Origin of the sequence: Paenibacillus dendritiformis (assembly GCF_945605565.1) — a bacterium.
GTDB lineage: Bacteria > Bacillota > Bacilli > Paenibacillales > Paenibacillaceae > Paenibacillus_B > Paenibacillus_B dendritiformis_A.
In genome coordinates, this window is sequence record NZ_OX216966.1 from 5525088 (window position 1) to 5547324 (window position 22237).

Sequence of the window (22237 nt, forward strand, 5' to 3'; positions counted from 1 at the left end):
AAACCTCCTATTTGTCGAATGATAGGACTATCGACAGAATGGAGGTTCATACACATGTTTTTTAAACACCCGGATGTCAATAAAAGACGAACTATTTTCACTGCATCTGGAATTTTTACTGGGCTTGTCGTAGATGTAAGCGATACGGTTACTCGTTTTGGTAATGATTACTATCTTGAAAATGTCATTTTTATACCAACAGGTAATACGAAACTTCAGATACCAATTCCAGAAGTCAAGTTGTACAGCATAAACTTCATTGGAATTACTGATGAGATTGACCCGATAACCTTCAATGAAGCCTGAATATGAAGCTTTCAAAAAGAGTTCAGCCGGATCATCGACTAAACTCTTTTTCTACTTCTCCCAATCAAAAAGGCCCCGCCAACGGCGAGACCTTCACGGATGGTATGTTATTTTTGTGCAGCCAGGGCTTCGTTAATCAGCTCGAGCTCTTTGGTGTATTTGGCTTGCATCGCATCGTAATCCGATAATTGCTGATCGTATGCAGATAAGGAAGTTCCTTCTCCGCGCGGAGCACCTGATGCTTCCATTGTCTTGATTTTTTCGAGAATCTCTTTGCGTTCCTTTTCAATGTTAGCTAGGGTTTCCTTTTGTAGGCTATCTCGGGATTTCTCCAAGTCAGCTTTGCTTCTACCGATATAAGGATTGCTATTATTGACAGGCGCTGTGTTAGAAACGGAACCGGCATCGTCAGATGTTATGATTATCTTCTTCCCCTCCACCTTCATATCTACCCCCAATGCATTGGAGATTCCTCGAACGGGGACATTGGTTCTTCCCTCAATTACAGCACCTTTATCCTCAAGTTCCTTCCCATCCACAATTACGGTATACTCGCCGGTTACTTTTTTCCCGACCAAAGTCTTAACCTGATCAGCAAAAACACTCCCCGCTGTCGCAACAAGGGCACCGATGACAACCCCACTTACGAGATAAGTCCACTTTTTCATGTAAGTCTACCTCCGTAGCAATATTTACCTTATATGATATCACTACGGCGTGGACGTCGTAAATGTTTTGTCACCCCAGTTTTTATTCTGCGGGTTACCATGGTTGTGATTTGGCAGATACACAGTATGGGTGTGGTTCCTAAGCATATATCTGATGTTTTCTAATTCATCACGAAGCCCTTGGATGTCCCCTATTCCTAGTCTTAATCCGCTGACGCCATATCGAAATTCCACGTAACCGTTAAACGTCGTATACCCCTGTATATTTACGGGGCCACTCGTGCTATTTGAACCAATGAACAACGAATCCGAAACAATATTAAGCTGATTCTGGGACTGGTAGGAATTTATCTCCCCGGCAAAACCGCCATTCGATCCGAAGAATGAAATAGCCGATACCCCTGAATCTGAACCTGTATTTATCCGGATGCGGTTATTGCCATATGAATCGTAGGTCCGGAAACCGCTGGAATCAATCTCAATGCGACGGCCAGATGCTGCGGTCTTTATCGACGATCCGATTATGGTCGATCCGTTTATGGTTCCGCCGATAATCGAGGCCGCGGTGATAGTGCCGCTAAACGTGCCATCGACGCCGACCAGCGTGCCGGTGAATGTCCCGCCGGCAGCCGAGAGGTTTCCGGCAAACGTGCCCCGTGCCGCGCGCAGCTCGCCGCTGAAATCGCCGTCGACACCTCGGAGCGTGCCCGTAAATGTTCCACCTGCAGCCTGCAGGTCACCCCGGAACGTACCGCCCGCCGCCTGCAAGTTGCCGGAAAAGATTCCGTCCACGGCCTCCAGCGTCCCGTTAAACTTGTAGCGTCCAGCAACAGGATCAAAATATATGCGATCCTGGCCGTTGGCTTGGAAGGAGAGCACATCACTATTCAAGATGACTTTACTACGGTGATCCTCCCGCTCAACAATGAGCCCTTCCCGGCGCGTAACCGTCACACCAAAATACGCCTTGCCCTCCTTCAGCGCATCCTTGTTCAGCTTGTTAACTTGCTGGCTTAACGAACCCTCAAGCCCAAATTCGGACTGCTGTTCCGATATGGACGGGGCGTCGATCCGCAGCTTGAGGCCACCTTTGAAAGACAGAGTCTGACGCAGGATAATTGACTTGTAATCAACAATGCCGTCCCACGGTAAATGTGTATCCTGCCAGCTCGTGATTGTCTCAAGCCAGCTCGCCCCCTCCAACTGTGAGAAACCCAATACGTCGCCGTGTTCGAGCTGCGGGAAGCCTCGGGCATCCATAGTCAGCGGCAAATACGCGAACCCGTTCAGCGCGGCCAGTAGGTCGTCAACCATGGCTTGAGTTGCGAACGGGTTTTCCAGATTGAGCGTATGGTTTTCATCGCCGCTGCCGGCAGAGTACGAGAGATCATCCTCTGTATCGTAGGTAACGACAACGCGGGTGTAGGTCTTGACCGGGTTGGTCTGCTTCACTCGAATGTAATCAGAAACTCGCATCTCGAATACCGGAGGATCGGCTGCCGTGAATCGCTTGAATTTGAGCGTGCCGGCTTTGTCTATGAAGATACTGGCGCTGTTGAGGCCGGCGATGTATGCCAGGACCTGCCGCATCGTGAATCCCGCAGGACCGGCTTGAATCATATATCCCGGATTTATAACCACGCTGCTGTCGTAAGTATAGCCCAATCGGGTGCAGATCTCGTCAAATACAGCTTTCTGACTGGCCGGGTAGGTCAAGCTCGAAATATACGGCACGTCGCCCCATACCAGCTTGTCATAGCAGGTGAAGCGCCAGATGTCGTTGATCTTCTCTCGGCTGTCCACATAGAACTCGCCGAGCGGCAGCCACTCCGTCGCCCCGGCCTCCCAGGGAATGTTCATGGTCTCCCACGGGTATGCCGCATCGTTCCATGTCATTCCTTCGAGCGAGAGGGCAAGATACAGCTTGATTCTTGCATTGGCTGGAATGGTCTCCTTGAGCCGCATGGATAACGTGAGCTTCGACGGGATTGCCGTCCCAATCTCGAATCCTTCCGACATAGAAAGGCTATTCTCGATGCTGAAATCAACGATCGTCGCATTCGTGTACGTCTCGCCGTTTATGTCAGCTCTGACCAAAAACTCCCGGTCATGTCTCCGTAAATAGTCTGAATATAGCGGTGATATTGGATACATGGCCTCACCGCTCCGTTAAGGTGACCTTCAGGCCAGACCATAGCAGCTCATTGCCGTCCTGTACCGTAAATGGTGCCGGCCGGTTCCCGACATACATCTTCTTGGTTGTATAGGCCCCCAACATCGGATCTGGATAAGTGAAATCAAAGAATACCCCATCCATCGACTTGAGTAACGCCGATATTTGCGGCCATTTGAGCGGTCCCCAGGTCATTTCTATTTGACGTTTCACCGCTATTCGGTCGCGGTTGAGCGTGCCGTCTGCAGTCCGAACGGATGACTCGCCGTCATCGAGGTCTAGGGTTGTCACTGTAAATTGTGACGGGTACTCGGCAATTTCCATGCCGTTCACTTTTAATTGCAAATGCGGTCACCTCCTCAAAATCCCAAGCGCTTGGGATTTTACACATTTAATAATGTACGCCCTGCCTGCCGCTGGGCACTATTAATGGATTTGACGGCTAATCGCCCGAACTCCGTTTCGCCTATTTGGAGAACCGTCTGCTTATCGTTGGATTTCAGCGCCTCGAGTATCAGATATAACGCCTCGACAACCGGCTGGTTGTTCGCCCCGATCATATCCTGTAGCTTGCTCAGTGGGCTGACAACCTCGGGATCGACAGAGGCGCCGCGGTTGTCTCCGACCATCGCAAGCGTTGGACCGTATGCGAGTCCGCCTTTCGCAAGTTTAGGGATTTCGGGGATCGATATCCCGAACGTCCCGCCCCCGAGAAATTCCGGGATGTCGAAGCTGAGTTTATTGGCCTGCCGAACAAAGAAGTTTATAGCGTCTATCAGGAGGTTTACCGCCCCTTTGAATACACCAACGATCGCATCCGTGATTCCGGTGAAGATGTCCTTCATGCCGTTCCAGGTGCGCTCCCAGTCAAGAATGAGCACCCCAGTAATAAAGTCAATAATGCCGCCCAGGGCCTTAATAATCCCTTTGGCGACGTCTGAGATGACCCCCAGAGCCGTACCGATGACGTCGCCAATCAAAGAAAAGATGTCAGAAAAGACCGGCCCCAGTTTTTTGACAAGCCAGTTGACGATCGGCATCACAAACTTGTTAAGGATGTCCAAGGCCGAGGTGGCCAACTTGCCTACAAAATCTGTAACTTGCTTGATTAAGTCTTTCAAATGCTTATCCCATAGCCAGTTAAACATTTTTAGCATTTTATCGAGAAATGGCTTAAGAAAACCATTCCACAAGTTGTCCCATAATTCTCGTATTTGATCGAGAGATTCTTTTAACCCCTCGACTATCTTTTTGCCCCAGTCATCCCACCAACCAAAGATAATATCGAGCGTATCTTGGATGACTTTCGAAAGCATCTGCATTGCCGGATCTACGGCATCGCGCCAAATATCATCAAATATCCCTTTGACCAAGTCGAAGAGTCTACGGAATATGTCTTGTGCTCCGGTGACAAACTCCGAAAGGCGGGGCAGCCCTTCTGTGACAAATTTCTCGATAATCGGAAATGCATTTTCCCACAGACTCGAAAATACTTTTTGTGCACTGTCCCCCAACCCAGCCAGTACATGCCCTGCCAGCTCAATTCCATTCTGCCAGTTTGGTACTAATCCTGTCTTGATCCAGTTTTTTAGCGGTTCGCCGAGCGTCATGACATCGTTAAACATTTGAGCGAACTGCATCTTCCAACGGTCCAGAACAGGGGATATTTCCGCCCAGGCATTTTCGAAAGACGGCCCGAACGTCTCCACCAGCGTCATCCATCCTGACTTGATGTAGTCCCATGCTCCGCCGAACGATGACTTTATAGTGGCAACCAGCGCGTCCATTTGCGTCTGGATGCCTGTAATGTCCATATCCGGTACGGCCATCTCAAAGTCACCGGGGCCCCCGCTGCCGGCATCCGAGTCATCCCCGCCTTTCGACGTGTCCAGCGTGTTGAGCTCGTCGAAGCTGGCCACCGCCCCCTTGGCTTCCTTACCGGCTTTTTTGGCCACCTTACCATAGCCTGCCAGACTCTTCTTTGCTGTCTCGATCCCTTTGGCTGCCTGGTAGGACTGTTGATACGTCTTGCCAAACAACGCACTAATAAACGCAGCAATGTACGCCGTGGCCTTTGCCAACCATGACATTAGGGCGTTTATTGCCGGCAAGATGGCGTCATAGATCGGCTGGAAGGCTACCCGCAGATTGGTCTTTATGGCGTTCAAACTGGCAACGTATTGGGCATTCGTTTTAAGAGATGATCCCAGGTATGCGTTGAAGTCCCGAACCGCTTTGTACAAGACGGCAAATACAAACACCTGCTTTAGGATGCGACTAAAGGCAGCCGTGAACTGATTGCCCATCTTCCCAGCGTTCCGGCTGGCTGTGTTGAATGATGTTCCCGCGCCAGCTGCTGCTTTCGCTGCCTTATCCAGATTCGACCGCATCGGCTTCAGGGGCTTGTTCGCTTGGATCAACTTGCTTCCAAGTTTTTCGACTGGTTTTTCAGCCTGGGCAGCAGCTCCCCCTGCCCCTTTCAATCGATCCTCCAGCTCCCATATCTTTTGGGCTGTTCTGTCTGACGTCTGAGTGAGCCGAAGGAGTGTGCCTTCGGTGTTAATGATCTTTTCTTGAAGCTTGTTTTTTCTGCTATCGCTGAAGGTGTTATTGTATGCTTCATTCAAATCAGCAAGCTTCCGCTGCTGAACTTCGATTTTCGCGTTGGTATTATCCAGGACGGCGGACAGATCGCTTATCTGCGCCTTGATAGCGTCGGTATCTATTACCGGCTTGACCTTTGGCGCTGCGGTCTTCTGCGTCATTTTTGGCGCTACTGGCACCGGGGCCGGTTCCGGTTGTGCAGCTGCTGGCATCATCTTGTCAAAGAGCAGCGGCAGCCGCAGCTTTTTCAGCCGTTCGCCGACACTGTCGATCGACTGTTCAGCCAGCTGCTTATTCTCCTCAATGCTCTTTCTCAGCATGCCGTTGACCACGTTAATGCTACGGGAGATACGGGATTCGGCTGCCGTCATCGTCTCGTCGATACCATCAGCAATGCCCTGCATGGCTGTTTCTGTTGCCGCTCGTAGCGCGCCTGACATATGGGTTGCCAGCTTGTTTACGGATAGGCCCTTGGTCGATGTGCTCAGCGTAGTCTGCAACGATTTGGTCAGCTGCGAACCCATGCGGCCGGCGATGGTATTTATCTGCTTATTCAGGTCCCCGCTGCGCAGGTCCAGGTCCAGACTGATTTTTCCGACACTCTCGTTCGACATTCGTTCACCCCCTCGCCGGACAAGCAAAAGGACACCTAATTTGCAGGTGTCCCAAACGCTTGCTTTATCATGTTCTGGAATTCTTTCACGGCGGCCGCCGCCTCTTCGTCGGTCCATCGGGCTTGTTTCAGCCCCCTGGTTCGCCACTCGTTGCGGATCCGGTGCTGTTCTGGAGTAAAATGCTTCAGCTTCTCGCGGTCATTCTCGCTCCGGATACGCACAATCTGGCCGAGCGGCGTTTCCGGCATGATACTGGCCAACAGCGTGCAAAACTCATCCCAGGTCATGTCCGGTTCAGCGCGGAGACGTATGCCGTACTGTGCGGCTATGGACGCCTCTATCAATCCCCAGTCCTCGTACAGGTCATACCATTGTTCAGGTCTCTTGTTTTGAGGCGAGAAATCGAGCCTCAACGGCCTCGTAGTCCTCGCCCATTGCGCCCGCCAGCGCGGCAATAAAAATTACCTGATAATCGGCAAAGGAGATGTCTGACTCATTGATTTCCTTGACGGCTTCCTTGCCGAGCATCATCTCCAACACTTCATCCATGTTGGATCCATCACCCTCATCCATTTTCGCTTGGATGGCAAGGACCGTATTTTTCCGGTTGTCGATCCGGTACTCCTTGCCTTCGCCCAGCTTCAAAATCGGGCGCTCATTTGTCAGTTTCCCCGTTATATCAATTGTTTTCGCCATTACTCTCCGCCTCCTGTACCAGGTGTATATACCGGCTTGCCGTCGCTCATAACATCGCATTCCAGGGCGGCCACGTTGGTACTGTCGCCGGCCCCCGGATTCTTCACATCGACAATGCAATCAAACGCCAACTTCGAGCCGTCGGGGAAATTGACTTCAAACTTACTAGAACATTCCAGGCCACTCTTCCATGCCGTTGACGCAACGTAATCGTTGCCCGGATCCCCGACATGTCTTTTACCGTTGAGTGAGAGGGTAAACCCCTTTCCGGTCATCAGGCGCCGCGTCCAGCCTTCGGTATCCATCGGCGTCCACTCTTCCGTGTTGCCATCGATGGAGATGCTGAAGCTTTCCATGTCCTTGATGATGGCCATTTCTTGGGCTGTACTCGTCCGGCCTTTCGTGCCGATTTTAAAATCGATATTGAATACGGGGAATACCCCGCTTGTTACTAATGCCATCGTCGTTACCTACCTTTCATAATAAATGTGAGCCTCGATTACAAATTCATAGATGCCTTCACTGTCAGTACCTACGCTGATCGGCTCCGGTTCCGGCATTTTAAACATGATCACTCGCTTGCCCCCGATGGTGGCCGTCTGGCCGAACAGCGCAGCGTAAACCTCCTGCGCCTTCTGCTCCGCAATGTTCGCATTTTTACCCCAATGGACAAGGATGGAAACGGCCTTGATTTGGTATCCCGTCGCCTTAATGCCGCCTACGGCTAGTCGAACGGGCGCGCCGGTCGTATTGTACAAGCCAATGCACTGCGGCTTGCTTCCGTCAATCTTGCCAATGTACCATTGCGGGCACTCGATGACGGTCTTTAGCCAGTCTCGGACCTGTGCCAGCGTCATCATTTAACCAGCCCCTTCGCTGCCGTTTTGAGTAGACGGGCATAAGTTTCCTCGACGAATTTCCGCTTGTCTCCGGCATGGTACGACTCCATCCACTTACCTTGGGCGTTCGGGTTTTTGTCTGTCCGGAAATTGTATTCCGGGTGCCAGTAGTGCCTCCGGGCATAGGGAGTATCAAAGACGATTTTCACCTTTCCTTGACCAAGCCCGGAGGCATCCACATGCCCGCTGCGCTCCAGGTCCCCGGTCTGCTTCGGCACGACGGCAGATGTGACAATATCGGTCAGTACCGACTCGGCCGTCATCTCCAGGGCCTGCTTCTCAGCTTCGGCCAGCTTCTTGAGAGCGCCCTGGTTGATGATCACTTTCGCGGTCACCTTCATCAGCTCAACTCCAGTTCTGTGCTGAATACGCTGCCGTCCGGATTGCGAGGGCGACGCGTGCGGAAGATGTTTTTCTGCTCGGTGCCGATCTCCACAAAGCCCTCGATTGTCTTGCCTGGACGGATATCGCCTTCGATAACAATCAACCCGGAGAGCAGCACCAGGCGGCGCTCCGCGTCGAGAACCTGCCTGGACTTCTCATCATAAAAAGCAAGCCCGTCGAAGAGTAATTCCTCGACAGGCTCGCCGTCTTCGCTTAATTCGGTTTGATAGACTTTGACCGGTGTATTCAGTATCCAACGCGGGAAAGGCAGCTTCCCCCTCATCACCAGATCCTCCTACTCGTTAGGCCAGTAGATGCAAGCAGGTTGATGACGGCTTCCGTGGTCTGCACGCCACCGCCGCCCTGCACAGCCTTAAACGATACCGATACGCTGCCGGCCGAGTAACCGCCAAGAGGGAAGACTAGAAAGTCGCCATATTGGAATATGAAATCCGCCTGCTGACAGACGGACTTTTTAATATTCACCTGTTGGAACGGCGTGAGCTGGTCGAATCCAATCTTACGAATGCGGTTGTATGTCAGCGTGTCTACTTGGTCAGATGCCCTCTCAAGGGCCGTATCCAATCGTTCCGCCGGAATCAGCCCGTCTCCGTATTGCTCATAGTCTGCTGCTGTTGCGTAAGACATGGGATCACCTACTTGTCGCCCTTGGTCTTCTTGCCCGGTTCTGCCAGTTGCTCCTGTAGTGCGGCGATCTCGTCTTTCAAGGTTTCGTTCTCGTCCTGAAGCTTTTTGTAGTCTGCATATGGAACGGTCTTGCTCGGCGAATGCTGGATGATTTCAAGTTTATTGCCGTCCACCTGTGCGATGTCATAACCCATAGCCAGATATGTGTTTTTCTCCGCCTCACCGATCTTTAACTGTTTATTTCCTCTTACTGCGTATAGCATTATTCCCCACCGCCTTCAACATTGATTTGGATGCCTGCAACCTTTCGTTCGATTATAAACAGGTCCGTATAACTGCGGTTTTGGTACAACCAGCCGTCACCCAGCGTATGGCTTCCCGGTTCCCACAAATAGATCGCGCTGTGCTTGATCGGGGCGAGAATCGCGGAAGGATGCACCAAAATCATGTTGATCTGCTTTGCACCGACGCCCGGCACCGCGCCGTCACTGAAATCGTAAACCGTCTTCATGCGGTCGCTTGGCACCATGATAAGTGTCACGTCGTCCAAACTGCGTACCGCGCGGTTGATAGCTCCATTGCTAGACTGCACGCTGAGGAAACGCTGTACATCCTTCGCTTGCTTAAGCAGTTCATATACAGTTGGTGTCGCATACAGAATGCGGCCCGACTGCGGGACGCTCGCTTCGTCCATTTGCTTCATGAGACTGTCATACACCTGCAGAACGTTATTGATGTCCAACACAGTAGTATCCGGCTTGCCTCCATAAGCGACCTGCTCCGCGTACAGCTTCGAGTAACGATAACAATCCAACTCTGGGATCGCCTGCTCCTCAACGAATACGTTCGTCACATTTGCCGCTGACAAGATTTGATTCGTTTCGTCCACATCCATTGCGTCGACGAAGAATTCCACGTCACGGTCATGCTGTAGGATCTTCGTCTCAAAGTCGTTCGAGATCGCTTGCCGATTCCATCCGCCGCCACGGCTGTGATCCTTGTATCCGGCCAATTTCAGGCGCGGAATCTTGATCTCCTTAGCGCCAACCCACATAACGCGGTCAGTCGTGAGTGCGGCAGATGTAAGCTCCCTGGCGTATTTTTGCTGTAAATTAGTCAAAAAAGAATCAACATAATTGTAAGCCATTGGTTATTCACTCCTAGTTAATTTTGTGTTGTGTTTCCGAAAATAGCAGCAAGTTGGTCACTGGCTGCCTGACCGGTGCCCTGGCCGCTTCCACCTACCCGAAAGCCCGGTCCTTGGCCACCACCCTGGGAATCCTCTGGCTTGAATAGGAACGCCTTAGACTCTTGCAGCCCCTTCAGCTGTTCCTCCAAGCCCACAACCTTATCGCCATCGATGACCAACTTGTCACGGTCAAAGAGTCCCGCGACAAGCCCCTCATCATGGACTTTCCCAGTCAGCGCCGACTTGATGGCGCTGGTCAACGTCAGCTCTTTGATATCGGCAGCATACTTCTCGGCTGCCTCTTTATTTGCTGCTTGCAGCTGCTCGATCTGCTTCTTCAGTTCCTCGCTTGAGCCGGCGGACTTGCGCAGCTCCTCCAGCTGGCCGTCTCGTTCTGTCAGATCCTTTTCAAGCTTTTTCCGCTGATCGGCCAGCTCGTTATATTTTTCCTTTGGAACAAAGTGCATCGGTAGCTCCTTACGAACTTCGGTGTCAATTTTTTCGATCTCTGAATCCGCAATGCCCAACTTTTTTAGCAATTCCTTCAACCAGTTCATGTATAATCGCCTCCAAATGATTTTTATAGCTGCTCTCCAGCTTAGGGAGCTGGCCGCTATGCTCCGGCCAATGAGCAAAAGGCCCGCCGCTGCTCTGCGGTGGGCCTGAATCCGTTATTCGACTTTTTCCCTACGACGCATACGCCGGAGCTCGGGGTGATCCGCCAAGTGTTCCCTCAGCTTCTCGGTCCACTCCTTCACCTTCGCGGCGAATTTCTCCTGGTTCGATTCGTCGAGTGAGCCAGCTGCCAAGCGCTTGTATCGGCGTAGCTGGCGCTCAATGTATCGCTGCCGCTGCTCGGCCTCATAATTCCGCTTGGCCGTCTCCTCGTCCACCGGGGGTGGCAGCTGCGTGATACCGGGAAAATACGTAGATAAGGTATGCCGGCAATTGGGATGGAATGCGCCTTCCTGCATCGCCTCAGACAACAGCACATAACCGGTCTCCTTCGCCAGCTGCTGCGCCTGTTCCTCGCTAATCGACGTGTACACGTCGTCAATAAGGACCGTACCTTGATACGGCATGCACCACGGCGAGCAGTTATCATGCGCGGACATGATCACCGTATAAATGCCCCACTCGTCACGCTTTTTCCCTTCACCCAAAAACGTGGCCCGCTGCGATGCCGTCCGGAGTGCCATCTCTGCATAGGCCGTAATCGTAGCGCGGCGACCATTCTTGTACGTGATGCAATCGATCCCCTTCTCTAGAAACTCCTTCGTCGCCATGTCGATCGCCTGGTCAAGCGTCTTTGCCCCGGCAGTCATGTGCACCTCGGCCTTGTAAATGACTTGCCGGTACACATCATCCATTTTCCGGAGCACACCATGCTGCGCCTTCTTCAGGTCCTTCTTGACCGTCTCCTGGAGCGCGCCGAGCTTCTTCTCGTTGACGCCGAAGAAGTCGGATTCAGGTGGCGCCTTCGGCAGCTCCGCATGTGGCCGAGGCTCCGGCGACAATGGTTCAATGGGAATCTGGAGTTGTTCTTTCGGCGGCCGCTTCGGTTTTCGCGGCTTCATGTCCTTCGGGAACTCAATCTCCCCGGTTACCTTCTTCTCCAGGACTTGCCGTGTAGCGCCCTCCACGCTCTCCTCTCCAAACTGAAAACTCATCTGAAGAACATCTTCGACCAGCTGTTCAGCATCCTTTCCAGCATCCTCGATAATTCGTTTATTTGCCTTTCGGTACTGGCGGAGGTTTCGGAGCTTGACAGCCTGCCATTGGTCGAAGCGGAAGCCGACCTTTTCCTCTTCACGCTTGTGCCGGGACAGGTTCCGTTTTAAGGAAGCGATCAGGTTCAAGGTCATTTCGGCGAAGATGCGGCCGATGTCATACGTGCTCTTCTTCTCTTCACTCATTCTTCCTCACCAGCTTCAGGCGGGACAGTCTCAGGTGGATCGTCGTGCTCCCCAACCTGCGGCTCATCCATGCTTGTGAGGCCCTGTTCTTCTTTCAGACGGGCCACTTCCTGCGCCTTCTGCTCATCGGTCCAGGTATCGCCGTAGAGCTCTTCCACGGCCTGCTCGGTACTCATGATGCCGTATGTCTTCGCCTTACCAACCGTCTCGACCACAGCGTCAAAGCTCGGGCTCGCATATTCCCCAAACGTCACCGCTGCCTGGTACTCCCCCGCGCTGAGGTTACGCATCGTGTCATATACCTTCAGGACCGTATCGACCAGCTGCGGGATCACCTCGTTCAGCCGCTCGATGATTTTCCCGCGAGTGTACAGCGTGGCCTTCTCCTTCTCCCGCTGCGCCTCGGCGTTGTCCAACTTCTTCAGGTCAATCCCCAACGTCGAGGGAGAAATAATCCCTTGAAGGCACATGTCCAGGGCGCTGGCGTAGCTGGCGACGAATGCCTCGTAAAGGATGGCCGGCTGCACCATGTTGATCTGACCTTTGGCATCCTCGGCCATGACGCTCCCCACCCGGACGAACTGGTTATCGAATGGGTTCGGCCGCATCAATGCCCCGGTCTGGGGATTCTTCGGAATCAGATCCTCCGGGATGTATTTCTGCACCCGGCCGGCGCGGATAGCGTCCACCCACTGTGAAATGACTTCATCCAACGCGTCAAAACTATCCGCCTTCGAGTCAAATATCGACTTGCCCCGGCCTCTCCACTTCTTCGAGCGAAAGAAAGCCAGCGGAACCGCCATAATGAAGTCCCCGTCATACGTCACATCCGCCAGCTCTGCCGTTTCAGGCACCGTGGAGAGCGGCACTGCCTTACCTTCGGAATTAAGGAGCCGATACCGGATATAACCCCGGCCGAATATCTCCTCCAGCCGGTAGTCCTTGTCCTTGACGGCGTAGTCGGTATAAAACAATACCTCCTGGAGCCGCCCCCTGGTGCGCCTGTAGTCCACCCGCTCGCCGCTATAAAACTCGATGATCGGATATTCGGTTACGTCCATGTCGACGGTGATTTTAAACGCCCCGTCGCCCGCGACAAGCGTTTCAATGATGGACTCCCCTACCAGCTCGTCAAAGTCGTTGTCCTTAGCGATCTCTTCCCATAAGTCCGTCTGCTCCTGGCTCTTCAGCTCAATGCCGTCCAGGTCGGCCACGACGATGTCAGACAGCCGCTCGGCCACCATGGCAGGCAGCCCGGAATGAATCTTCCTGATTGACAGGTCCTCGCTCGGCACCGCCGCCCAGAATCGCGACTTGCTCACCGGATCCAGCGCCGTCTGCTTATAAAACTGGTCCAGTTCGGATGGATCGCCACGATACCAAAGCCGGTTCCGCAGCACATTCGTGTTGTACGAAAATGGCTCTGTAATCGTGATGACCCGATTTTCCGGGGCCGGATTGATCCGCAGCATCTTCATGATCATGTTCTTAAACCACCCCACTTTCTCACGCTCCTAACAGGTACATTGTTTCGGCCACGCCCGTTGTAGCATCCGGCGCGTCATCATGCTTGTTCTCACCTTCCCGCTGATACGATGTCATGGCCTTGTAATACTCCGGCCAGCGGTCCCGCCAGTTCACCGGATAGTAAATGTGATTCATAACCCAGGTTGCATTCGACACGATGCGGGCGATCTTGTTCTTGCTCTGATGGAACCAGCTCACGTCTGTTCGATTGCTCCGGTGCTCTTCCTCCAGGAGCCGCTTTACGTTCCGGGCAAACGCGCGGCCACCGTTGTTGCTCTCGATGCGGGCCTTATTCACCTGCAGCTCAAAAAGAGCCTTCGCGACAGCGGGCTCTGTTATCTCCATTGGCTCTTTTGTATAAATGACATCCAGGATATACGCCTCTTTGTTGTATACGCCCCAGATGATGTTGCACAGGTAATCTGCTCCTTGGTCGGCGGAGTCACAGTAAGCGTAAATGCCGCTGAACGAAGGATTGCCGCTGGCGTCCTTCGGCAGCTCCGTGTATGTCTTGAAGCTGCTGTATAGCTTGCCTTTGATGTCGATCGGGATCTGCTGATAGTTCGCACTGGCGATATCTTCGCCCATAGCCCGCACCTTCATGTCGTAGGACTTTCGCGACAAGATATCAGGGCACAGCATCGTGCCGTCATCCTGCAGCGCCTTCATGGTCAGCAGCCGGATCTTCTTTTTCTCGGCTGCAAAGTGCTCCAGGGCTCGCCCGGCCAGGTCGCCGGTTGCCCACCGGGTCATGATGATGATTATCTTGCCGCCTTCCTCCAAGCGGGACAGCATCGTATTCGTAAACCAATCCCAATGCTTCTCAAGCGTGGCCTCGTTATTTGCTTCCTCAGCATTTTTTATCAAGTCATCAATCATCAAGATAGTGGCCCCGAAGCCGGTCGCCGTACCAGTCGGAGACGTCGCCAGGTAATTGTTATATCCACCTTCCAGGCTCCACAGGTTCATTGCCCCGTCTCCTCGCTTAATGCGGACGCCCGGGAAAATGTCACTGTATACGATCTTGTCCTTATCTGCCTTCTCAGTGCTGATACCGTCACGGACAGCCTTCGAGAACGTCGTGGACAGCGTCTCGTTATACGAGCCGGTCATGACCTTCTCCTGTTGATTGCGTCCAAACACCCATTGGGCGAACATGGAGGCCGTCCTGGACTTGCCATGCCGAGGCGGCAGGTTGATGACCAGGATATCATCGTCGGACTCGTAAAAGTCCTGCATTTCGCCGCACAGCTCGCCTAGAAATGCCCGATCGTCCCGATAAAAGTCCGCCGCCATCGCCTGACAAAAGTAAAAAAACTCGCGGGATGCGAGCTCAATAAGGGCATAGCGCTTGATTGTCTCAAGGTCAACCATCGCGAATCAGCTTCCGTAGTTCGTCCGTGGTCAGGCCCTTCATCGGGTTATTTACGTCCATGCTGCCGCTGTGCTGGATGTCTTGCTTATCCCGCCATTTATCAGGTCGGCGGTTCTTCAGCCAGAATATTTGTGCCGCGACGTCTGGCTGGACTTCCTTGGTAACCCGCTTGGTCTCGACCATTACCGTAACCAATTCGCCAGTTTCCGGATCGATCACCTTATCGGCTTCCCGGGTCACTTCGTCATATTGATAGCCGACCGCGCGCCTAAATAGGGCATTCTCCACCTCGATGTCAGCTACTTCCTTGCCCTTTTTTAAGGCTGCCGATAATGCCGGGTATTTCTTGACATACTCTCTGAATGTCGAGTAAGCAACGCCTAATTTTTTGGCAATGTCCTCGTCTATTGTCCCGTCCCGCGCCCAAGCTTCAATAAGCAGGAGCTTGGGCTCAACGTGTGAATGATACTTATTCTTCCGGTCTCCTGCCATGTTATCAGCCTCCTCCCCGTGAAATAAGAAAAAGCCGCTGAATAATCAGCAGCTTGATTTTCTTTATTTAAAATTATTCAATCCACCGTCCCCAATCACCAGTCCATGAGAACCCTAATGAGCCTGAAAGGTGGCTTAGTGATTTATTTTCAATTCTGATGTTATATTCCCCAGCTTTAAGACCCGAGAATGTTTTAGAACGTGTATCGTTTTCACTAAAGTTAGCCACTAGCTCCTTGCCGGAAAAAGCATTGTAGACAATAACCTGTATGTCCCAGTATCGGGACCCTCTAACGTCATTCACACTAACTGTAACACTGCCATTAGAATTCACTTTCAAGTATTGATTACAGCAACCCCGGAAATCTCCTGCTTTAAGTGAAAACGAAGTAGAACTAGTTTCTGCAAAAGCTGGAACGGCTAAAACAAGCATCATGATAAAGGTTAACAATGATGAAACCAAAAAAGTTTTCTTTTTCATACCCTATCTCCTTTTTCAAATATTTACCACCACCATTATACACTGCCCATTTTGAGATTGTAAACAAATATTTTACATATATTCATAAATAAATTATTTTGTCATAAAATAAATATTATATGGATATTATTGTATTTCGAAAGATTTTATTCTGACAATTAAAAAGCCGCTGAACTCTGTCAGCGACTCAATTTGTAAACCACGTATTGATTTAAGGATACCCCTTCCCGTTCCGCTTGTTCTGCCAGCTGCCGGTGAAGGGTCTTAGGCAGACGCACATTGAACTTGCCGCTGTATGCATCAATCGCAGCCGGCTCCGGAATGTCGTCTCCATGTTCCAGTTTTACCTCAAAGTAACCTTCCATTGCATCACGAACCATCGCAAATGCCTCTTCCACCGTCTCCCCATGGCTATGGCAACCGTCCAGCTCGGCCACCGTGGCGTAGTAGTAGCTGCCGCTTTCGTCCTGGATAGGTCTAATCTGTATCGTATAAGGTAACGCCATGTAATAAGCTAAATCCTTATTTGCCATGCATTTTAGGCTAGGATAAAATGATTGGTAAGGAAGGGGAGCCGTCACTCCCCTATCCGTTCCAGTACGTCTTTGACGTACACCGCCTTGAGTGGATTATGTTTAGGTATCGTTATAAGTTCTCCTGCTTGGCTTCGATAGTGGTGATGTGAGCCTTTAACTCTCACCAGTATGTATCCGTAGTGCCGAAGGACTTTTTCGATTTCCTCCAACGTAATCCCATTCGGGCGGTTTTTCATTTTCTGGAGAAGTTTCTCTATCCTAGCCATGTCTCACCTCCTGATATTATAGTACCATATTTGGTACCAATAATCAAGTGGTGAACAGAGAAAAAGCACCGCGAAGGGTGCTTATCACCAATAATAATCTGCCTCTACGGATTTAGGCAGAATGATTTCTGTTCCACAGTCCGGGCACTCCATCTTTTTTCGTTCATAGCCTAGAACGGCCCCGCCATGGTCTAAAGTATCTTTCCAAACATACTCTTTTTTGCAGCGGGGGCAACTGTCAAGCTTCCATCCGGAATAGTCTTTAATGTTGTTCCTTTGTAAAATTTCTGACACGCTCAACCCTGTCACCTTCCCTGCTTTAACTAAAATAAAAATAGTTCCCACACTTATCGCAGTTAATTTTAAGTTCTGAATCTTCCGGCGTTTCCTCGTCGATATCTAACTCCAATCTGACGATGCTTCCATTTACGTGGTAGCCTTCTAACTCAACCTCACTGCCGCAATTGCCACATTTCAGCGTAAATTTATTGCTCAACGTCGATTCACCTCCCCCTAGCTGTCATACTTCGACATAAAGGGAGTTAAATCCTGCCAATAAGAATACCGCCCCACGAAGGAGGCGGCTATGATGAAGGTTATGAATTGATATTATTGCACACTATCATATTATCACGATTTATACCTCCGAAAGTGACATGATAGTGCCATTTTATCTCCATCCGATTTTTTCAGTAATGGCTGAAATGATCTCATCTCGCCATCGCATTGCATGCCTTGCGCTTACCCCTAGACGAAGCGCAATCCCTTCCCATGTTAACGTTTGTGGTCTGGTCCAGTATTTTAGCTGTACGAGCTTCTTTTTGTCATCTGGTAGTTGTCCAATCACGTACTCAATGGCATCCACGACGCGTTGCATCTGCTCAATCTTCCGGTGGGTTACCATCAGTGTCGCTGTTCGGCCCGTTGGATCACCCGGTAGGTTACTGCGGCCACCTCCGACATTATCGTCATCTGAAAGACCGGCCCCATAAAGAAGCTCGTTTTTCATTCTTATAATTTCTCGTCTCGTCAGGTCGTAATCTCGAAGTTCCGCCTCCACATGCTGAAATGTCGCCTTACGTATTTTAGTTGCAATCGTCATTTTGTCCCCTCCTTAACCCATTACGAAATTCCCAAGCGCTTGGGATTATGCACTTTTAATCCGCTCTATTCTCGCTTTGACCGCCTGCATAAGTGCCTCCTGGCCGTCTGCCTTCCGCTCCAAGGCTGCTACAGCTTCCTCGTCCATCGTCCCCTCTGCCACCAGCCGCATGACGACAATCCGCCGTGTCTGGCCCTGCCTGTGAACGCGGGCATTGGCTTGCTGATCCTCCTCGAGGCTCCATATCTGGTCATACCAGACCACGGTCTGACAGCTCGACTCCTGCAAGTTGAGGCCATGGCCGGCGCTCTTCGGATGCAGAAGCAGAAGCGGGATCTCGTCGTTGTTCCAGGCCCTGATGTCTTCGTTACCGTCGCGGCCTTTCCGCAATGTTCTCGCTTGCGGGAACCGCTTCTGGATCCGGGAAAGGCTGTGCTTGAAGTTGTAGAACACCATGACCGGCTTCCCCTGCGCCGCCTCGATGATGTCCTCCAGCGCATCCAGCTTGGCGTCATGAATCAGCTTAACGCCGCGCTCCTCATCGTAAACGGCGCCGCTAGCCATCTGCAGCAGCTTGTTACTCAGCACGGCCGCGGTACTCGCTACCACGTCAGCGTCGACGTACTCCAGCAGCAGGTCCTCCTCAAGCTTCTCATAAAGTTCCCTAGCCCTACCCGTCATCTTAACTGGAACGGTCCGATCGATGCGTTCCGGTAGCTTCAGCCAGTCCTCGGCCTTCATACTCACGGCAATGTCACTGATCGCCTTGTAAATCTGCTGCTCCGCCTCTTTCTTCTGTTTCCAGTTGTACACGACATGTCCGCTCCGTTCGCCCGGTGTAAAATACCGTTCACGATACCCGGTAATCGTCTTGCCAAGGCGCTCGCCTTGGTCAAGCAGATAAATAGGAGCCCACAAATCCATAAGGCTATTCGGTGCCGGCGTTCCAGTCAGTCCAATGACACGTTTCATCATCGGCCGGACGCGGCGAAGGGCTTTAAACCTCTTCGCCTGTGGATTCTTGAAGCTGCTCACCTCGTCAATGACCACCGTATCAAACGGCCACTTACTGCCGTATTCCCCGACCAGCCACTCCACGTTCTCGCGATTGATGACGTAGATATCAGCTTCAGCCTTTAATGCCTTCCTTCGTTGTGCGGCGGAGCCCAACACTTTGCTTATCCGAAGGTGCTGAAGGTGATCCCATTTCTCAATCTCTCGCGCCCAGGTATCGTCAGCAACGCGCAGCGGCGCAATGACTAGCACACGGGCGGCATCGAAGTAGTCGTTCAACAGCAGGTCAATCGCGGTAAGTGTACTTACGGTTTTGCTAACCCAAGCCCATCTCCAAAAACAACGCGATATACGGCGTGTCCAATATTCGTTGGGTCGCATACTCCTGATATTGGTGTGGGATGAACTTCATCGGGCATCACCTGCCTTTCCGCTTACCTCGGCAATGAATCTATCTATGTCATCGTTAGAATCAATCTTGTAAACTTCATGGCCCAGCTCCTGCAACGTCTTCGCCCATTTCCTCTGCAAAGGCTGTAACGGCTTCCCCGGCGCTTTCAACTCGACATATACGGTTCTGCCGCCTGGCAGGATAACAAGTCGGTCAGGCACACCTCGGTTCCCGGGGCTTACCCATTTCGGGGCCTTCCCGCCAAGGCGCCTTACCTCCCGCTCCAATCGGCGTTCCAGTGTTGACTCTCTCATAATCGTCATCTCCTTACTGAGGACAGATGGGACACTCACGCACGCGTACAGTGTATATGCGTGTTTAGCATAGGGAGCATAGGGGGCTATATATTACGTCCCCCTATGCTAATTAACATTTATCTTAAATAGGTTAATTCACTGTCCCAACTGTCCTAATCGTTCTTAATCCTTGCCATTACTGGGTTGGCAGCGGGTCAGTAAAATAAAAATTGCTGTCCCATCGCTGTCCCAACTGTCCTTTTAGGGTGGGACAGTGGACAGTAAGGGTCTGTCGTTCTGTCCCGGGTTACTGTCCCACTCTTTCAAAGATAGTCTGCTTCCCGTAACCTGCTACCCGCACCCGTCCAGGTCGCTCTTTCCAACCCGGGATGCGCCGGAGAATATCGCATAGCTCCTTTGCCTCCCACGGCTTCATATCCCCTCTGCGCTTCCCCAGGCACTCGGTCCATATCTGGGCCGCACACACACGATCCCGCAGTTGCTCCGACGGTTCATCTTCCCATTCATCCTCAATGGGGGACTCCAGCCACTCCTGGATAAGACCTTCCCGCGGGTCGCTCTCCATATGCGCCGCTTGCTGCCGCTCCGCCTCCATGCGGGCCTCGCCGTCCAGCTCCAAGGATTCCCCCGCCCAAAACCAGTTCAAAACCTCCGCCCATATTTTCCGTACCACATCATCGGTCAAATGGTCCCAGTGGCTGTACTCCGCCCGTTCCGGCACAACCTCCACAGGCCAAAAACGGCGGTTTCCGGTCGCATCCCGCAAGAAATCACGAGTATTCGTCGTACCGAAGAACACACATTTCCGTGGGAACTCCGATACCTGCCGATCATAGGCCACCCGATACCGGTCTTCTGTCTTGGACAAAAACGCCTTGACCTCTTCGACTTCCGTCCGCTTCATGGCCGATAGCTCGCCAATTTCAAATATCCAGCCGTTTTGCAGATGCTCGCCGGCTTCTTTATTCTCAAAAGTCCGCAATGAATCCGAGAACCATTCCCGGCCCAGCTTAGCAAGTAGTGAGCTCTTCCCAGCTCCTTGGGGGCCAACAAGCACAAGCATCTGATCAAACTTGCAGCCTGGCCGATACAGCCGGGCCACGGCCGCCAGCAGCATCTTCCGCGTCACCTGCCGGGTATAATGCGTGTCGGCGGCGCCGAGATATGTCACGAAAAGACGATCCGCACGCGGCACGCCGTCCCACTCCGTGCTCTCCACGTAAGCCTTGATGGGGTGAAAAGTATTTTTATGAACAACCTCCGTGAAGGCGTTTTGTATAGTCCGGGTTGAATTGATAGCAAATACTTTTGCGAACCAATGCTGGAGTCGCTTATCATCGGCCCCTAGCCACGGCTCATAAAGACGTCCCGGGCGCTCCAGGTTCCGCCACGGCAGCGGCCGCCGGATAACTTCCGAATTGCCGAATGCATCATAAGCGAGCACGCCCCGCCATACGCCGTTGGTAAGGATAAGCTCGACGTTACCAGCGGTAGGGAGCGGGAAGCCCGTCTTTGGATGACATTCCAGTTCGTCTTTCCAGCTGTCGTCCTCCGGCTCCTCTTCCTCCCCGTCGGTGTCCGCGAAGTCCTCCGACAGCTCCGCCAGCCGCTCCCGCTTCACCTTCGGATCCTGTGTGGCGAAGGACAGCATGGCCGTATAGCTCGGCAGCTTCGTGACATTCGTCTTCTCGCTGGCCCGATCGTCCAACTGGCCAAACTTGTGCAGCCGGACCAAGTCGAACGCATTGACCTCCCTGCCGCTTACCGGATCACTCTCATGATGGGAGTAAGCGAACGTGTCGTCGTCATAGATGACAAGGCCGCCGTGGCTCGTCGAGCCGACATGTGTATATCGCGATAGGCTATCATCGACCGGCTCATACACGTCTGGAAGAAACGTGGCTATCGCCTCACTTATGGAATAGCAACGGCAGAATGCCCCGACTACCCCCTGCTTAGCTCTTGGGTCCTCCATCCGCTTGGCAGTCTCTCGCGGCGCCTTATCGCCCTTATGCCGAGGCCACTGGAGCGGGTCATGCCAGTCCTCATATTGCTCCAGCACGTCATCGACGCCCAACGGCTCCCCCTCGTAGACTTCCAGCACTGGGTCGGCGTCCTTGCTGCAGCTCGGCAGATACATGAGACGATGCACGTCGAACGTCGTCTTGTCGAAGTAATCCATGTCGATGTTATCAGCCAGCTTGCGGCTGACAGCGGCGTATTCGTCCGGGCTCATAGTACGGTCTGCCGGCACAATGAGCCTGTATTTCGGTTTGTCCGGGCGGTGGCTATGCGTGGAATAGATCACATAGGCAGTGCCACCCAGAACCAGCTCAACGGTGAAAAGGAAGTCATCATCAGCATGGTCAACGTCCAGTGTAATCAGGCTGCGGGTGTCGACGTTCTCCTTCTTCCGGCGCCCGCCACGGACGAGGCCGCCGACGAAAGCAGGCCCGTCCTTGACTTTGCCACGGCCGATATTGTGCATCTTGTCGTATTCCGCCATCGTCTCCCCGGTCCGCCGCACCTTCCGGAGCCGATCGACGAACTCCTCCCACTCCAGATATTCTGGCTTCCAATTCGTATCCGCGCGGTGCTTGCCGAATGATATATCTAATTCCATGATGCCACCTCAATCC

At 52.3% G+C, this 22237-nt stretch carries 26 protein-coding genes and 1 pseudogene; 1 reads left to right on the forward strand and 26 read right to left on the reverse strand.

The window, feature by feature from the left end:
* Positions 1 to 54 precede the first annotated feature (54 nt).
* Complete coding sequence (locus NNL35_RS24800) at positions 55 to 306, forward strand: hypothetical protein (protein ID WP_006674939.1); 252 nt, start codon at positions 55 to 57, stop codon at positions 304 to 306.
* 107 nt (positions 307 to 413) lie between these two features.
* On the opposite strand, the gene NNL35_RS24805 is transcribed toward NNL35_RS24800, so the two are convergent.
* The 26 genes and pseudogenes from NNL35_RS24805 to NNL35_RS24930 all read right to left on the reverse strand — a co-directional run bounded on the left by NNL35_RS24805 (position 414) and on the right by NNL35_RS24930 (position 22221).
* Positions 414 to 974, reverse strand: coding sequence for a stalk domain-containing protein (locus NNL35_RS24805; RefSeq protein WP_006674940.1), 561 nt, complete (start codon positions 972 to 974; stop codon positions 414 to 416).
* A 42-nt stretch (positions 975 to 1016) separates the two neighbouring features.
* The gene (locus NNL35_RS24810) at positions 1017 to 2993 is read right to left on the reverse strand and encodes a DUF3672 domain-containing protein (protein WP_238535262.1); all 1977 of its coding nucleotides are present in this window, start codon (positions 2991 to 2993) and stop codon (positions 1017 to 1019) included.
* Between the two features lie 139 nt (positions 2994 to 3132).
* Positions 3133 to 3492 carry a DUF6711 family protein gene (locus tag NNL35_RS24815; protein WP_006674942.1) on the reverse strand — a complete coding sequence of 120 codons (360 nt, stop codon included), beginning with the start codon at positions 3490 to 3492 and terminating at the stop codon, positions 3133 to 3135.
* 38 nt (positions 3493 to 3530) lie between these two features.
* Positions 3531 to 6365: a phage tail protein gene (locus NNL35_RS24820; protein WP_006674943.1), complete on the reverse strand. Its 2835-nt coding sequence runs from the start codon at positions 6363 to 6365 to the stop codon at positions 3531 to 3533.
* Between the two features lie 35 nt (positions 6366 to 6400).
* On the reverse strand, positions 6401 to 6709 hold the full coding sequence (locus NNL35_RS24825; RefSeq protein WP_006674944.1) for a Gp15 family bacteriophage protein: 309 nt from the start codon (positions 6707 to 6709) through the stop codon (positions 6401 to 6403).
* Between the two features lie 31 nt (positions 6710 to 6740).
* Positions 6741 to 7061, reverse strand: coding sequence for a hypothetical protein (locus tag NNL35_RS24830; protein WP_006674945.1), 321 nt, complete (start codon positions 7059 to 7061; stop codon positions 6741 to 6743).
* A complete protein-coding gene (locus NNL35_RS24835; RefSeq protein WP_006674946.1) occupies positions 7061 to 7522 on the reverse strand; it encodes a phage tail tube protein in 462 nt (153 codons plus the stop codon). The genes NNL35_RS24830 and NNL35_RS24835 overlap by 1 nt, the downstream gene beginning before the upstream one ends.
* A 9-nt stretch (positions 7523 to 7531) precedes the next feature.
* The gene (locus NNL35_RS24840; RefSeq protein ID WP_006674947.1) at positions 7532 to 7921 is read right to left on the reverse strand and encodes a phage tail terminator protein; all 390 of its coding nucleotides are present in this window, start codon (positions 7919 to 7921) and stop codon (positions 7532 to 7534) included.
* Complete coding sequence (locus NNL35_RS24845; RefSeq protein ID WP_006674948.1) at positions 7918 to 8301, reverse strand: minor capsid protein; 384 nt, start codon at positions 8299 to 8301, stop codon at positions 7918 to 7920. Before NNL35_RS24845 ends, NNL35_RS24840 begins: the two co-directional genes overlap by 4 nt.
* The gene (locus tag NNL35_RS24850) at positions 8301 to 8627 is read right to left on the reverse strand and encodes a hypothetical protein (protein WP_006674949.1); all 327 of its coding nucleotides are present in this window, start codon (positions 8625 to 8627) and stop codon (positions 8301 to 8303) included. The genes NNL35_RS24845 and NNL35_RS24850 overlap by 1 nt, the downstream gene beginning before the upstream one ends.
* The gene (locus NNL35_RS24855; RefSeq protein ID WP_006674950.1) at positions 8627 to 8992 is read right to left on the reverse strand and encodes a head-tail connector protein; all 366 of its coding nucleotides are present in this window, start codon (positions 8990 to 8992) and stop codon (positions 8627 to 8629) included. Before NNL35_RS24855 ends, NNL35_RS24850 begins: the two co-directional genes overlap by 1 nt.
* Positions 8993 to 9000: 8 nt before the next feature.
* Positions 9001 to 9255, reverse strand: coding sequence for a hypothetical protein (locus NNL35_RS24860; RefSeq protein ID WP_006674951.1), 255 nt, complete (start codon positions 9253 to 9255; stop codon positions 9001 to 9003).
* The gene (locus tag NNL35_RS24865) at positions 9255 to 10139 is read right to left on the reverse strand and encodes a hypothetical protein (RefSeq protein ID WP_006674952.1); all 885 of its coding nucleotides are present in this window, start codon (positions 10137 to 10139) and stop codon (positions 9255 to 9257) included. Before NNL35_RS24865 ends, NNL35_RS24860 begins: the two co-directional genes overlap by 1 nt.
* Positions 10140 to 10156: 17 nt before the next feature.
* The gene (locus NNL35_RS24870) at positions 10157 to 10738 is read right to left on the reverse strand and encodes a phage scaffolding protein (protein WP_006674953.1); all 582 of its coding nucleotides are present in this window, start codon (positions 10736 to 10738) and stop codon (positions 10157 to 10159) included.
* A gap of 114 nt (positions 10739 to 10852) precedes the next feature.
* On the reverse strand, positions 10853 to 12097 hold the full coding sequence (locus NNL35_RS24875) for a phage minor capsid protein (protein WP_006674954.1): 1245 nt from the start codon (positions 12095 to 12097) through the stop codon (positions 10853 to 10855).
* Positions 12094 to 13599, reverse strand: a complete 1506-nt coding sequence (locus NNL35_RS24880) for a phage capsid protein (RefSeq protein ID WP_040729824.1) — start codon at positions 13597 to 13599, stop codon at positions 12094 to 12096. The genes NNL35_RS24875 and NNL35_RS24880 overlap by 4 nt, the downstream gene beginning before the upstream one ends.
* Before the next feature lie 4 nt (positions 13600 to 13603).
* Positions 13604 to 14998 (reverse strand): phage terminase large subunit, encoded by a 1395-nt coding sequence (terL, locus tag NNL35_RS24885; protein WP_006674956.1) that lies wholly within the window; start codon positions 14996 to 14998, stop codon positions 13604 to 13606.
* Positions 14991 to 15491: a hypothetical protein gene (locus NNL35_RS24890; RefSeq protein ID WP_006674957.1), complete on the reverse strand. Its 501-nt coding sequence runs from the start codon at positions 15489 to 15491 to the stop codon at positions 14991 to 14993. Before NNL35_RS24890 ends, terL begins: the two co-directional genes overlap by 8 nt.
* A 73-nt stretch (positions 15492 to 15564) precedes the next feature.
* Positions 15565 to 15972 carry a hypothetical protein gene (locus tag NNL35_RS24895; protein ID WP_040729826.1) on the reverse strand — a complete coding sequence of 136 codons (408 nt, stop codon included), beginning with the start codon at positions 15970 to 15972 and terminating at the stop codon, positions 15565 to 15567.
* 179 nt (positions 15973 to 16151) lie between these two features.
* On the reverse strand, positions 16152 to 16505 hold the full coding sequence (locus tag NNL35_RS24900; RefSeq protein ID WP_040729842.1) for a type II toxin-antitoxin system HicB family antitoxin: 354 nt from the start codon (positions 16503 to 16505) through the stop codon (positions 16152 to 16154).
* Positions 16506 to 16549: 44 nt separating this feature from the next.
* Positions 16550 to 16774, reverse strand: coding sequence for a type II toxin-antitoxin system HicA family toxin (locus NNL35_RS24905; protein WP_006674959.1), 225 nt, complete (start codon positions 16772 to 16774; stop codon positions 16550 to 16552).
* A 319-nt stretch (positions 16775 to 17093) separates the two neighbouring features.
* Complete coding sequence (locus NNL35_RS24910; protein ID WP_158000422.1) at positions 17094 to 17270, reverse strand: hypothetical protein; 177 nt, start codon at positions 17268 to 17270, stop codon at positions 17094 to 17096.
* 174 nt (positions 17271 to 17444) lie between these two features.
* Positions 17445 to 17876 carry a hypothetical protein gene (locus tag NNL35_RS24915; protein ID WP_006674960.1) on the reverse strand — a complete coding sequence of 144 codons (432 nt, stop codon included), beginning with the start codon at positions 17874 to 17876 and terminating at the stop codon, positions 17445 to 17447.
* A 45-nt stretch (positions 17877 to 17921) separates the two neighbouring features.
* Positions 17922 to 19302, reverse strand: a pseudogene (locus NNL35_RS24920) (SNF2-related protein).
* On the reverse strand, positions 19299 to 19595 hold the full coding sequence (locus NNL35_RS24925; protein WP_006674963.1) for a VRR-NUC domain-containing protein: 297 nt from the start codon (positions 19593 to 19595) through the stop codon (positions 19299 to 19301). The pseudogene NNL35_RS24920 and the gene NNL35_RS24925 overlap by 4 nt, the downstream one beginning before the upstream one ends.
* Before the next feature lie 289 nt (positions 19596 to 19884).
* Entirely contained in the window at positions 19885 to 22221 is a 2337-nt protein-coding gene (locus NNL35_RS24930) for a virulence-associated E family protein (protein ID WP_006674964.1), read from the reverse strand.
* Positions 22222 to 22237 lie beyond the last annotated feature (16 nt).

Coding starts and splice junctions, on each gene's coding strand:
- NNL35_RS24925 (WP_006674963.1), bottom strand. CDS start 19,595: ATGAGAGAGTCAACACTGGAACGCCGATTGGAGCGGGAGGTAAGGCGC.
- NNL35_RS24890 (WP_006674957.1), bottom strand. CDS start 15,491: ATGGCAGGAGACCGGAAGAATAAGTATCATTCACACGTTGAGCCCAAG.
- NNL35_RS24835 (WP_006674946.1), bottom strand. CDS start 7,522: ATGGCATTAGTAACAAGCGGGGTATTCCCCGTATTCAATATCGATTTT.
- NNL35_RS24870 (WP_006674953.1), bottom strand. CDS start 10,738: ATGAACTGGTTGAAGGAATTGCTAAAAAAGTTGGGCATTGCGGATTCA.
- NNL35_RS24900 (WP_040729842.1), bottom strand. CDS start 16,505: ATGGCAAATAAGGATTTAGCTTATTACATGGCGTTACCTTATACGATA.
- NNL35_RS24830 (WP_006674945.1), bottom strand. CDS start 7,061: ATGGCGAAAACAATTGATATAACGGGGAAACTGACAAATGAGCGCCCG.
- NNL35_RS24905 (WP_006674959.1), bottom strand. CDS start 16,774: ATGGCTAGGATAGAGAAACTTCTCCAGAAAATGAAAAACCGCCCGAAT.
- NNL35_RS24930 (WP_006674964.1), bottom strand. CDS start 22,221: ATGGAATTAGATATATCATTCGGCAAGCACCGCGCGGATACGAATTGG.
- NNL35_RS24800 (WP_006674939.1), top strand. CDS start 55: ATGTTTTTTAAACACCCGGATGTCAATAAAAGACGAACTATTTTCACT.
- NNL35_RS24850 (WP_006674949.1), bottom strand. CDS start 8,627: ATGAGGGGGAAGCTGCCTTTCCCGCGTTGGATACTGAATACACCGGTC.
- NNL35_RS24895 (WP_040729826.1), bottom strand. CDS start 15,972: ATGAAAAAGAAAACTTTTTTGGTTTCATCATTGTTAACCTTTATCATG.
- NNL35_RS24810 (WP_238535262.1), bottom strand. CDS start 2,993: ATGTCGGAAGGATTCGAGATTGGGACGGCAATCCCGTCGAAGCTCACG.
- NNL35_RS24915 (WP_006674960.1), bottom strand. CDS start 17,876: ATGACGATTGCAACTAAAATACGTAAGGCGACATTTCAGCATGTGGAG.
- NNL35_RS24805 (WP_006674940.1), bottom strand. CDS start 974: ATGAAAAAGTGGACTTATCTCGTAAGTGGGGTTGTCATCGGTGCCCTT.
- NNL35_RS24875 (WP_006674954.1), bottom strand. CDS start 12,097: ATGAGTGAAGAGAAGAAGAGCACGTATGACATCGGCCGCATCTTCGCC.
- NNL35_RS24865 (WP_006674952.1), bottom strand. CDS start 10,139: ATGGCTTACAATTATGTTGATTCTTTTTTGACTAATTTACAGCAAAAA.
- NNL35_RS24860 (WP_006674951.1), bottom strand. CDS start 9,255: ATGCTATACGCAGTAAGAGGAAATAAACAGTTAAAGATCGGTGAGGCG.
- NNL35_RS24845 (WP_006674948.1), bottom strand. CDS start 8,301: ATGAAGGTGACCGCGAAAGTGATCATCAACCAGGGCGCTCTCAAGAAG.
- NNL35_RS24840 (WP_006674947.1), bottom strand. CDS start 7,921: ATGATGACGCTGGCACAGGTCCGAGACTGGCTAAAGACCGTCATCGAG.
- NNL35_RS24855 (WP_006674950.1), bottom strand. CDS start 8,992: ATGTCTTACGCAACAGCAGCAGACTATGAGCAATACGGAGACGGGCTG.
- terL (WP_006674956.1), bottom strand. CDS start 14,998: ATGGTTGACCTTGAGACAATCAAGCGCTATGCCCTTATTGAGCTCGCA.
- NNL35_RS24820 (WP_006674943.1), bottom strand. CDS start 6,365: ATGTCGAACGAGAGTGTCGGAAAAATCAGTCTGGACCTGGACCTGCGC.